Raw genomic sequence first — 12,984 nt, 5'->3', positions numbered from 1 at the left:
AGCACTAAAAAATGGATAATGCCTGTTAGAAATTGGGGAATTATACTCAACCAATTTTTAGCTATATTTGAAAACAGGATTAAACTATAAATAATTTAACCCTGAAATTTTGAACTTACACACTTTTTAGGATAGTGTCTTCAAATACCTTAAAAGTTCTGGTCCATTTAGCAGCCTTTCCAGGCTCCACTTTTATATCAAAAAATAATTCTGGACTAATAACATGTTTCCATCCCCAAAGATTTACTTTAGATGTTTTGAAGCTTCCTTTTTCGCTAATCCCTATTTTATTCTTAGTATTTATTAATTCCCAGCTAGCATCAACTTCATTACGACCAGCCAAATAGCTGAAAAAAAAAGGTTTTTTAGGGGTATTATTGAACGCTATTTCATTTGAGCCAATCTCAACTTTGTCCTCAGAGTTAAAGGTCTTTTCAAATAATTTAGGTTTGATTTGAAATGGTAACTTTAAGATATAATCACTACCTATAAACTCCTCGGTGATAGCTAAAAAATTATGAACGTATTCACTTGTTACAATACGTTTTTCACCCACGTTTTTTAAAACATATTTTATAACAAAACTACTTTCAAATAGTTCAATTTCTTTATTTAAAGTATAGGCATATCCATTAACGTTTTGAGATATGCAGTCAATAATTATTTTATTGGACATACTTTTAATATTAAACGTAGCAGGTTTAATATCGTAGCGTTTAGTAAAATCATATACTGTATCATCTTTTCTCAACAGGCCAACTCCTATTTTATGAAACCAATCACCTTCATTTGTTTCATTATATCCTATGGCTGTTTTAATTCCAAATTCATTATATAGACCTTTCCCATAATCATTCTTATTCTTAACATTATGTTCTTCAACTCCTGTCACAAGCATATTTTTATACTTTACAGAAGTAATCTTACCTGTCCAATCAAATCTTGAGAGATTATAATTTTCTAAGGGTGCGTCCATATGTATTTCAATATTTTTATTTTTAAGTATATACGTCATCTTTAAATTTTTTTTGTGCTGGCAACTCAACATAAGTGTCAACCATATAAGGAAATAAAAATTAGTTACTTTCATAACTCTAAGATATCAATCGTTATTTTCAACAACCTTAACCACATAAACAATTAAGTTAATCTTCTCTATTGCAACTATTAACGTTACATTAAACGAACACAAGACTCAACTTATAGAATCTAACTTTTAATATGGTTGTTCTCAAGTATTAAGAGATCTTCTTTTTTCTTTCTTTTAAAACTATTTGGAGCAATCATATTAAAGCTACCCAGCATAATATCTATATCGCCATCAGAATCAAAATCTCCTTTTTCCATCACTAATCAATTACCACTCTTAGTCTTTTCTGAGGTATATGAAGTGAACAAATAATTACTTGAATCAACATTTTCTAAATAAACAAAACCCTCTTCCAGACCTTTATCAAAATCGGAAAAGAACGATAATACAACAAATTCGATATCTCCATCCATATCAAAATCACCAACAGACACCCGTGTTGCTCTATTTATCGGATAAAACCATTCTTCATTAAATTCATTTTTACCATTATTTATAAATAACCATATGCCGTGATAGGACTTTAAGAATCTTGAATAATCTGCATTATTGCCATTGGCAAGTAGGATATCCGGATACCCATCATTGTTAAAATCTAACAGCTCAAACCAACTAGAACCAGATTCAGATGGCATCAATACTAAAGGCTCCACATTAAATTCTAGGTTGTCCGTTTGATAAAATACATAAATGCCTTCTCTTCCCTGTGCAAATAATGCCACTATATCTTTCTTACCATCTCTGTTCATATCTAAAACCTACACTTTTATACTACCCGGGAATACCAAGAGCATTTTTTGTCATAAGTTTCTTCATTCTTAACAAGTAATGATAATGATCCTGTAAGATGTCCAAATTCACATATAATAATTTCATTTTCACCATCGCCATTTAGATCGTTAATTTCAGAATAAACAGGGCTATGTAGCTCTATGCCAAGTGGTACTAAAGTATCAGAGTCCAAACTATATATAACACCCTTAGGAATTTCACTCGGATTCATAATTCCAATTTCCGTTACATAAAGCGTACTATCTATTAAAACACTAGAAACTATAGGAGAGTCAAAGGTTAACTTAATATCAGAGTTAATGTTTAATTGATACAACTTACCAAAAACATCCCCAACAAATAGGTTGTTTGATTTATTGTTAAAGGTAATATTTACAATACCAACTGCTCGTTTAACCGGATTTAAAGTTTTAAATGAAAATTTAAACTGGGTTCATTTAGAATTTCTTCCCTTTCTAACTGATGTATTTGGTACGCTTTCAGGCGCGATACTTAATATGTAATCAATTATAATTCCTGCCATTTCAAATTATCCAATAAAGGCAACTCAGGATACCCATTATTAAGTTTAATATGCTGTTTTTCTAAATCAGAATACCTCTGAGACCCATCGTTATAGCTCTTTAACCCCATTCTTTTTGCCATTTCTGGTAGCACTTTATTTTTCCATAACGATTTTGGAATGTTTTCTGGGTTAGGTACTAAATGGCAACTCCCACAATACACGTTATATTGATTTTCTAGATAAGCTTGTTCTTTTCTTTGAACGCCAATTGAAGTAATTAAAACGGCACTTACAACAATAAGCATGATGGTAATCATGAGCATTACTTTCTTTTTTTTGTTCTGAATGTTGAAGTTCTTTTTTGAGTCATGTCACTGATTATAGGCTTGTTTCAAAAGGTATAACAAAAAGAATTGTAAATCTTGAATATAGATAAACTAAAATTAATTGTTTATTTATACTACTAAAAACTAATTATGAGCAGGTTTTATATTTAATCCAATATTTGGTATATACCATAATCCCTTTTCTAAATCAATACCTCCACCCATTTGTTCTTGAACAACCCTATCAACAATAAACACACCTTTTTGTGCCATATTAGTAAAATTATCAATACCATTATTAGGAAAACTAACTCGTGTTCGGTGAATGTTAAATTTGTCAGCAAACTTTCTATTAAACGCCTTTTCTATACCATCCTTACCAATCATGAAACCCAATAAACCTCCCCATGTAGCAGTAGGGTTATCAGAATCCCAACCCATCAATGCACCAATTTTTATAGTCTCCTTTATATCGCCTTCACCATATAATACACTCACAATACTAGAGGCAAAGTTAATTCCAGAGGCAAAACAACCATTACAATATAAATTTTTAGACGTTATATTATACCCATCTTCTTGATTGACTTGATATTTTATATAAAGCTCATCTCTTACCTGCTCCCAAGGTATATTTTCATTAAATCTTCTTAACACGTAATCAAACATTTTTGCTGAAAAAGAATCATTAGGCAATCTTTTTCTAGCTTCTTGAGTCATCCATAGAATTTTTTCTTTCATTGAAAGGTCTTTATCAACATAAGATGCTAATGCATACATAATAACATAAAACTCTGATGCCCATTCAGCATTATATCTTGCAGTCGTTTGTATAGGTAAATGTGCCATTTTTAATGCAATATCGGGGCGTGCTGGAGCAAATAAACCAAAAATTTCTGTGGTCAATTGTGCATCTATCATCTCATACTCAGGGTTATTTTTAGGATTTCCCGTTTCGGGTGGCATCATGCCCTCCTGCATTAAATGAAATGCCTTTTCATTAGATACCCACAAATAATTTTCCTCCTCAGTCTTGATATGCGCAAGCCAGCCTTTTCGAATGTGCTCACCAGTTAACATTGCCGTTTTATTAGTAAATAATAAATCTTGATATATGTATTCAATATCGGTATCATCGTCTGACCCCCAGACATCGTCTTCATCCCTAAAAACAAAATCTATTGTAGCAGATAAATCACTCGGAACGCCCTCTCCCCAAATACTCGGTAGATCCGCTTTCCCCCAATTGTCTCTTGTATAAAAATCGCCCGTTTGGAATTCACCAATGTTTCCAACTTTATCCATTTCAGTAACCAAGCCTGTCCAATTTGCTATGCATTGCCCAAGCCAAAAACCATATAATTTATCTAAATATTTTTCTCTTGAAATCACGAGGTCTGATGCTTTTGGCGAATACTCTTGATAAATCAAATTTGAGTCCATAATAATATTACCTTTCTCTTTGTTATTAGTGTCCTTGCACGACAAGAAGGAAACAGAAATAATCATGAGCATCAATCTACTTTTTTTTATTCCCTTAAATTGAAAATATTTGATCATTAGTATTACGTTTTAAGAAAATAGGATTGCATCAATAATCAGTTTTTATATAGTATAGTATCCCTATTATTCATTCCATAAATCAGGAATTAATTCATATCCACATGGATTCAAAGGTATTTTATTATATGGCTCTATTTTATCTACATGAACATCATATATTCTTTTTGCAGTTTCTTTAATGGCCGTTACCATATGCTTGTAAGGTCTATCAGTAACATCTACCAAACCACAATTATAGTTTTCACCATCATAACCTCTACCGGTAAGATCTTGATCAGACCATTGAAAATAGCCAACCCCAATTAAACTAGGATGATTAAATGCTTGCTCTGTATAATACCTGTAGGCAACACCACGCTCTTTTTGGTTTTCAACCTGTACCAAGGCCTGCGCCATACCTCTATTCACAGTTCCAGCATGATATTCGCCTATAATCATTGGTAAGCCTGTTACATTCATAACCCTATCCATATCTTTTTTTGGAGGGGCTAATTCATAACAATTAAAACTGAAGACATCAAAAACTTCTTTACAAATTTCTAAGACTTCATTTTCAGGGATTTTTCCAAATCGGATTCCAAGGGTAAGATGGTTTGGATCATGTTTTCTTACTGCAGCCTCTACAGTTTGAAGAAAGGTTTTGAAGCTATCATAAATAAATGCTTTTCGTCTTTCAGGACTATCTCCATTGGCTAAATAATTCTTTAAAGCAGACTGAATAGGCATAGCGCGAGTTGAATTTAAAATTAAATCACACAATCTAGATTCTTGCCCTAACCATGATGGTTCATTGCCAGTAAAGTAACCTATAAGCCATGGATTGTCTTTGTATGGCGTTACATATTCTTGAACCGCCTTTTCTATATGAGATTGAAAATTAACATCATATACATCAGTAAGCCCCATAATGCTTTCGCCTATCCCAAGACCACGTAATTGTAACATAAATGGCTTTTGATTCATCTTTATTACTTCACTACTAGACCAATTCGCAATTGTGTTTAACCCCCAATTCGTCATTCTGCGTATAATCATATCATTAGATTTAGTAGGATAGTCTTCCCCAAACCGACGAAATAAATTCCAGGTTCCAAAAGACACTCTATTTGGCCGCTTTGGGTTTAAGCCCATGCCTTCAGGTGGTGCTTGTTTCATAAAATTCGATCTTTTGTCCAATCGATTAACGTTTCCGCCGTTACCCGGAGCAATACAATCTGAACCTAGAGACAAAAATTGATACCCGTCTGGATCTACAAACCACCAATTATTATCTACTTTTTGAGTTCTAAAAAATCCTGTAGCCTCCAATTTAGCATTCAAGTAACCGCCATATTTCGAGTAGTTGAAATCTTCATCTCTATTCAAACTTTCATCTTCCAAGTTCCACTCAGATTCCAATTGATTGATGGATTTTATTTTTTCTTCAAAATCAACCAAATTTGATTGACCAAACTCGTCAACAATAGGAGTTTTACCAAGATATTCGTCTCCTGGATCATTTTTATGCAAACTCATATTGCGTATTTCAATAGACGGATTTCCTATGGGAACATGCATTCTAATTCCAATAGAATCGACACCTTTTAGTGGTCCGCGTTTTCCTCCCAAATTAAACCAGCCTGTATACCGCGGTTGGTTCATTGTGCCAGCAATATCATTTGCTGGATCAGGTAATTGTGTATAAAACTTTAAGGGAATAGCTTGTTTAATCCATGCATTTGGAGCATAACTCATAACGCGAATTTCGTTGTATCCTTTATCTGTTGTGAATCCGACTTGAAAGCGTTGCGACGTCGTAACCTTCATTTCAAGAACAACAAAATTATAATCACTCCAGTCGGTTTCGAGTCCTGGACTTATATCTTTTATTGCAAATTTTTGTCCTGAGACCTTTTTAGTGTTATCAAATTGAATTTTAAAAATTTTGTCAGTTTCCTTATCGCAAGATTGACTCAATAAACACACTAAAACGAGATAGACAATTGCTGATGTAATATTCGTTATACACTTCATAAATTTTATTTTAATTTTTGAGAAATTATTGTAATTCAGTATAAGCCCATAAATTACTTACCGACAACGCTACTGCTTTTGCTAAATCTTCTTTTGCCTTTGATGATTTACCCAAGCCTTTATATCCCAAGCCTCTTAAAGTGTAAGCTTTGGAGTTCCTAAGGCTTTCGCTTTCTTTCTCGCCAAAAATGGCAAAGAAATCATCTGATACCTCCTCAGTATTATTTAATATTTTATCTCCTTCACCAACCAATACATTAAAAATAGCGTGAGCTTCAGTAATATTATTTAACTCTAAAAAACTTAATCCTTTATAATACGCCATTATGCTAGATTTGTTTGATGTTTCAGCATTGGTAGCCATATTATAATACTCATTTGCTTTTGATGTATTATTCAAGGCACTGTATGCTTTTCCAATAAAATAATTAACTTGAATATTTCTATTTCCTGATCTGGCACTTCCTGCTTCCTCATCAGGAACCTGAGCCATCAAAAAATGATCAAGTGCTTTTTGATACTCTTTTTTGGCCATATATTGTAATCCTAACGATAATTGAGCATCAATAATAACCTCACGAACTCTTGAATTACCCTCGCGATAACTAAAGACCTTATTCTTTAAAAGTTCAACAGATTTATCTGGTTTTCCTGCCAAAGTAAGCACCTTTATTTGACGAACAAAGGCATCATCACGGTTATTTATTGCTGCTTCATTTCCTTCAAATATTTTTAGCCTAGTTTTAATAGGGCTATTGTTTAACTCGTATAAATTATCGAGTTCAGTATATAAAATTGCGTCATTTTTGCTTAAGGCAAGCGCTTTTTCATAATAAGGGATGGCATTTTTAAAATTTTTAAAATGTCTGTAATGCCCCCATCCTAAATTACGATATGCCATGGCTAAATTGGGATTATTTTTTATAGCAACTTCCCAATATTCCATAGCTTTTTCGGGTTGTTTATTATAAAGAATATTACCAAGATAATAATTTGCTTTTCCGTCTTTAGGATTGTTTTCTAAAGCAACATGTAATATTTTAACCGTTTCTAATCGAAATGGAAAACAATAATCTGTAGAAAGGCTTTGGGCGCTTTTAAACAGTTTTATTGCTTCATCTTTATTGCCTAATTTGCTTTTAATGTATCCCAAATAATATTGAATAATAGGATCTTCACCTTTGTAGCGTTGCAATACGTCTTCTGCCTCCATTAACATGCCTTCATTCAAATAACCTACAGCCAACTCAAGATAATTTTGATGAAAATTCCTTGCTTTTTTTGTAAATGACACCAATGCTTTTTCTGCTGCTTCATTATTACCCGAAGCTTTTGCCACTAAATAAACTTCGTTGAGAATTCTAAAGTCAAGTGGGTCTATGCCAATAATTGTAGAAAGGGTTTTATTTGCACCATCAAAATCCTTCAATCTTCTTTGAATAGATGCTTTTAAACCAATGGCACGGGAATTTCTGGAATTAGTAGAAAGTGATTCATTTATTTGATGTAAGGCTTTTTTAAAATCTTTTTTAATAGATGAAATCTGTGCCAATTCAAAATACGCTGGCGAATGATATGCGTAATCCCAAGTGGCACGATATAAGGTGTCAATTGCCTCATCATACAGCTCTAAAGCTTTCAATGTTAACCCCTGAAGATATAGAGCTTCTGTATTTTTTGGACGGATATAATCCGTTGTTATTCTTTTTATTGCTGTAGAAAAATATTTTCTCGCCGTTTTATAATCGCCATTTTTAAGATACTGATTTCCAATTGCTGTGTTCGTGCGACTATTAGTTGGGTCGCGTTTAATGACTTCATCATAATAATCATTAGGGTTTTTATAAAATTGTTCAAGCCTGCTTCCTGTTATATATAATTCTTCCACGGTTTCCATATCTTCAGGTAACGGAGGTCTTTCAACTTCTTTAGGTAATTCTTTTGATATTTTCTTTTCAATAGGCTTATAAGATATAATGGTTTTGTTGGTTTTTATATCAACCATTTCTGTGTATAAATCTGTGAGATTAAAATTCCCTTTCAAATCAACTAATTGAGTAAATGCTTTTACTGGAGAAATTTGTACATCCTCTTGAAAAACAATATCTGCACCGTTTTTTAAAATAATTCGAGCATTATCCAATTTTTGTGTAGAATGGTAACCAATAAAAACGGAATTACCATCACGTTTTTCAAGATTAACCGCAGCATCTAAATTGGCGTTTTTAAATCCACCTATGTCCTTTACAGGATACCAATATTGTTTCCATCTTTTAACTTCGTAAGGCTTTATCCATGTATAATCTGGCTGATTATCAGAGTAAGCACCAACCATGATTTCCACATACGGGCCACTAGTTTCTGTTAACCTTCCTTCTGTAGCTTGTCCTCTTGGACCCGAACCCCATTCCCAACATTTTGCGCCTTTAACAATATTATGATCTCCTATATGCACCGTACCACTATTCGTTCCATGGTCATAACCTCCCATAAAATCTTCCTTTAAATCCCAAGCAAAAAATGAGGCAGATTGCTTTACATTTTTCCAATAGCTAATATCAACACCTTCGGTAAAATCTTGCTCTTTAAATACTTCAGTTGAAAAAGGCCATTGTGTAAAATCGTTTTTGGAATGAAATGTTGCGAATTCTATACTAGGTGGAAATATGATTTGATAGTTTTCATTGGTATGTGTAGCAACATTTGCCCAATACAAAAATGTATTGGTATATGGTGTTGGGTTATATATAGACATTTCTGCCTCGAAATAAGATTTGCCAGGACTAACAGTTACCCCCACTGTCCATCGCATACGATGACGGGGTTCGGTTTCGCCTATAAATATAGTTTTGCTACCATCTTCATTTTCTGCTGTACTATAATCCATGTCCAACATAGTTGATGGGCGATGATGATGAAATACGCACCATTCTATCCCGCCAGATGTCCAAGCCCCTGTCATACCAATGTTTGCAGGTTTTACCTCGTTATTTTTATATATGAAATTATAATCATTGGATTTATCGGTTGCATAATATAATTTTCCGCCCATTTCTGGGGTAATCCCTAATTCAATATATTCGTTTTCGAGCTTTAAGGTTTTCCATTCCTGGGTTTCCTTCGTATTAGAAATGACATCATTTAGCGCATAAGGATAAATAACTTTTCTAGCGCCCTGATAATTTTCTCCTGTGAAAAAGAATGGTGCCTTTTCTGAAGCTTCTACTTTGTAGGTTGGAAGCGTCCACATTTCTTCTGTCATTTTTACTTGTGAAAAAAGGTTAACTCCAATTAAGCACATGCAAAATATAATACCTTTTTTTATTATTCCTCTACTATTTTTCATCACTACTATTATTATAAGTTATTGATTCTTCAAAAAAAAATTATTTTTTCGACTTATTTCATTTGTTTTAAATGAACGCTAGCCCAGATATGAGAAGGTCTATAAGTTAAAACTTTTTCAAATTCAGCTTTAGCCTTAGTTTTATCGTCAAGACCTTGATATGCTAAACCAGCAAGATAATGTTGCGTAGCAGCTTGATCATCTTCAGACTGACCGCCTTCAAATTGAGTAAAAAAAGAGCTATTGTCAGTCCCTTGGGCATAATCTAACATTTTATTGAACAACACTGTTGAGGCTTTCTTCTCACCAGTCGCCTCCAATGCTAACCCTTGGTAATATGCGTATTCTGTATCTGCGCCTCTGAAAGGGATATTCATAGCTATCGCTTTTTGATAGTTTTCTTTAGCTTTATCCTTTTCTCCCATCTTATCATATGTAATTCCTAATAGATAATTGAATTGGGCCCACCGCGAACGACCAAACCTACCTACAGGATAGTCTATAATCTTCTTAAAATCTGCTTCTGCTTTACTTAATTGTTTTGAATTAAGGTACTCCAAACCTCTTAAAGTAGAAGCGCTAAGATAGGTGTCTTGCATCTCCCGTCCGCCTTCAAGCTGAGGGAAGGTGTTGTTTTCTATAATATCAATAGCCTCTTGATATTTTCCTACTTCCAATGCTCGGGTAGCAAAACGTAATAATGTTTCTGTTCGCATACGAGTCGTCTCATTATTGTCTTTTAATAGTTCATATTTTTTCTGTGAGGATACCTTATTTTTCTCGTATATTTTATCTAGTTCAAAAAGTAAACGTGCGTCTGTTGGATTATTAGCAACTGCCGTTTCATAACTGCTCATAGCCTTAGCATTATCCTGATTTATCTCTTCATAAGCTAAACCAAGATTGCGATGTACGATATAAAAGGTCCCATCTAATTCACGAGACAGTTCCCACATCTTAATCGCTTGATTTGGTTGTGGTTCGTAAAACAAATTACCAAGATAATAAGGTGCTTTTGCATCACTAGGGTTTAGCTTCATAGCGTGTTCTAGTACTGTAATCGATTCCGCACGGTAAGGGAAACAATAATTATGCGGCATAGTTGCTGCCTTTTTATAATAATTTAATGACCCACTGGTGTCTCCAAGCTGGTGACTGTAATACCCCAAATAATAGTACAGCATTGGATAGGTATTACCCTCTAACTCCAATCGCATTAAAACATCTTTAGCCTCTTTAAACAGTCCACAATTGCCATAACTAGTTGCAAGTTCTAGGTAGCCTTCTACCTCATTGCGCATGACCACTTTTAGGTTATCAAGAGCGTCTAGTTCATTTAATTCCTTAGCTTCCTTTTTGATAAGATATAATTCATTAAGCGCCCAATGATTAATCATATCTTTTGAAATAAGCTCCTGAAGCATTTCTTTTGCTGCGCTATAATCTCCTGACTTTCTTAATAATATTGACTTTAGTATTATCATATTATCGTTTTCAGCATTTGTTGTTAATGCACGATTTATATGCCCTAAAGCTTTGTCAAAATCACCTGTATTACAGTCCATTTCTGCGAGTTGGTAATAGGCTGCTGAATGCCATGCGGAACTCCATGTGGCTTTATACAAATTGTCATAAGCATCTTGTGTTTTTCCTAAGGCACGTTGTGTAATCCCAAGATAATAGAGCGCTTCGCCGTCTTTAGCTCGTGTGTAATTCATGGTAATTCTATCGGCGGCTGTTTGGAGGTAAGCTTCTGCTTTCTTCCAGTCTTTAGCCTTAATAGCAAGTATTCCCAACTGTGTATTTACTCTGTAATCATTAGAATAAAACACATTAATAGGAGGTCTTTCTTGTGCTTTTAACATTAAAAATGACCCCAATACAATAAAAAAAATACAATATTTAATATTTTTCACGTGTGTTTTAAGCTTGTTAAGTTACTAAAGTAGTTAAAACAGGGGTTAAAAACAACTATGTATAGTTTATGTATGGTTAATAATTTAGTAAAAAAAACATACTGAAATAATCAAAAACGAAAAAACCCTCAATTTAGAGGGTTTATAATTATGTATTTAGTAAATGATATTATTCTTCTACTTTCTTAATTCTTCCTCCTAATACTCGGCTTTCATCAATACGTTCAGGATTACCATATATAAAAATATCACCTCCAGCTCTTACTTTAGCTGATACTTTTTTTGTGGCGTTTACAAGGGCTTCGCCTGCGGCTCTAATAGACACTTCAGTGAATTCAGTTTTTAAAAGTTTTCCGTCGTAATCGCCTCCTGTATATATCGAAATATCTTGATGGTTAGCTGAACCTGAAGCTACAATATCTGCTCCTGTAACGGCTCTTACATTAACATACTTTACATCCAATTTTACATTAATTTTTCCGCCTTCTTGAGCATTTAAATCTATCTCAAATTGTTTAATGATATCTGCTGAATGAATATGTGCACCTTCGTTAGCATCAATAACATCAATGTTTGAGTAGAACAGTTTCACTTTGGTTTTATTCCCATCAAAAGCTTCTTCAAGCTTCATTTTAATTTTTAACGTCCCGTTTTTATTGTTTATTAAAACGTCATCAGCATTTTTTCCGGTAATAAAGATTTTATCGTTATCAGATTTAATAAGTTCTACTTCAATTAAGTCGTAAACTTTTAATTCGCTAAACTCTCCAATGGTTTTTTCAATAGGTTTTTGTGCAAAACATATTGTTGTTATACAAAGCACAAGTATTTTAATAAGTGTTTTCATTTAAAAGTGGTTTTATTGAGAAACGTAAAATTATCAATAATTATACCTTAGTTAATTTACTTTAAGAAAAGTTTATCATTATATCTGGACTTTTACATTTTAAAAAGCGGCTTCTTTTGCTTTATTAAGAACAATAGAAAACATGTTTACATTTTTTTGTGTTTTGAAAAAAAAGACGTTTTTATGTTGGTTGATACACTAGTAACAATACCTAAATAATACTATATTTTATGCGCTTCAATGGAGTGTGTTGTTGTTAATATTATGCTTTTATTTGTTTATTTGTTAGATGAATCTTTTATTAAATATAATTTAAAAATTTAAATAAAAGATTACTACCTTTACATGAATAGTAAATAAGTTAAAACTAGTAGTGATTCGCGTTAGGGATTGAAACGGCATCCTTTTTTAAAATGGTAAACATAGATTTTATTTAGAACTTTAACTTAACAGATAGCCACGACCTTTATCCTTACTATGACATATAAAAAAGATATAATGAAACATTTATGTTCATGAATCTAAAAATATTACATAGAAAAGCATGAGTAAAAGCCCGACCCTTGAGGTAATGCCGAAATAAAAA

10 protein-coding genes are annotated in these 12,984 nt (G+C 33.1%); all 10 read right to left on the bottom strand.

Annotated features, from left to right (window positions below):
• Window positions 1-115: 115 nt before the first annotated feature.
• Entirely contained in the window at window positions 116-1,015 is a 900-nt protein-coding gene (locus tag P8K68_RS10125) for a hypothetical protein (protein ID WP_300250380.1), read from the bottom strand.
• Between the two features lie 194 nt (window positions 1,016-1,209).
• Window positions 1,210-1,347 carry a hypothetical protein gene (locus tag P8K68_RS10120; protein ID WP_300250378.1) on the bottom strand — a complete coding sequence of 46 codons (138 nt, stop codon included), beginning with the start codon at window positions 1,345-1,347 and terminating at the stop codon, window positions 1,210-1,212.
• 6 nt (window positions 1,348-1,353) lie between these two features.
• Entirely contained in the window at window positions 1,354-1,839 is a 486-nt protein-coding gene (locus P8K68_RS10115) for a VCBS repeat-containing protein (RefSeq protein ID WP_300250377.1), read from the bottom strand.
• Window positions 1,840-1,856: 17 nt separating this feature from the next.
• Window positions 1,857-2,198 (bottom strand): hypothetical protein, encoded by a 342-nt coding sequence (locus tag P8K68_RS10110; protein WP_300250376.1) that lies wholly within the window; start codon window positions 2,196-2,198, stop codon window positions 1,857-1,859.
• A gap of 191 nt (window positions 2,199-2,389) precedes the next feature.
• The gene (locus P8K68_RS10105; protein WP_300250375.1) at window positions 2,390-2,704 is read right to left on the bottom strand and encodes a hypothetical protein; all 315 of its coding nucleotides are present in this window, start codon (window positions 2,702-2,704) and stop codon (window positions 2,390-2,392) included.
• 153 nt (window positions 2,705-2,857) lie between these two features.
• Window positions 2,858-4,273, bottom strand: coding sequence for an ADP-ribosylglycohydrolase family protein (locus tag P8K68_RS10100; protein ID WP_300250374.1), 1,416 nt, complete (start codon window positions 4,271-4,273; stop codon window positions 2,858-2,860).
• A gap of 66 nt (window positions 4,274-4,339) precedes the next feature.
• Window positions 4,340-6,289, bottom strand: a complete 1,950-nt coding sequence (locus P8K68_RS10095; RefSeq protein ID WP_300250373.1) for a hypothetical protein — start codon at window positions 6,287-6,289, stop codon at window positions 4,340-4,342.
• A 25-nt stretch (window positions 6,290-6,314) separates the two neighbouring features.
• Window positions 6,315-9,551: a DUF5107 domain-containing protein gene (locus P8K68_RS10090; RefSeq protein ID WP_300250372.1), complete on the bottom strand. Its 3,237-nt coding sequence runs from the start codon at window positions 9,549-9,551 to the stop codon at window positions 6,315-6,317.
• A 137-nt stretch (window positions 9,552-9,688) separates the two neighbouring features.
• On the bottom strand, window positions 9,689-11,551 hold the full coding sequence (locus tag P8K68_RS10085; protein WP_300250371.1) for a tetratricopeptide repeat protein: 1,863 nt from the start codon (window positions 11,549-11,551) through the stop codon (window positions 9,689-9,691).
• Between the two features lie 169 nt (window positions 11,552-11,720).
• Window positions 11,721-12,398: a head GIN domain-containing protein gene (locus P8K68_RS10080; RefSeq protein ID WP_300250370.1), complete on the bottom strand. Its 678-nt coding sequence runs from the start codon at window positions 12,396-12,398 to the stop codon at window positions 11,721-11,723.
• Window positions 12,399-12,984: the final 586 nt, after the last annotated feature.

This window comes from Algibacter sp. (genome assembly GCF_029245835.1).
In the GTDB taxonomy this organism is placed as follows: Bacteria; Bacteroidota; Bacteroidia; order Flavobacteriales; family Flavobacteriaceae; genus Algibacter_B.
Note: the sequence above shows the minus strand (reverse complement) of the source record. Positions and strands in the feature narration are given on the sequence as shown.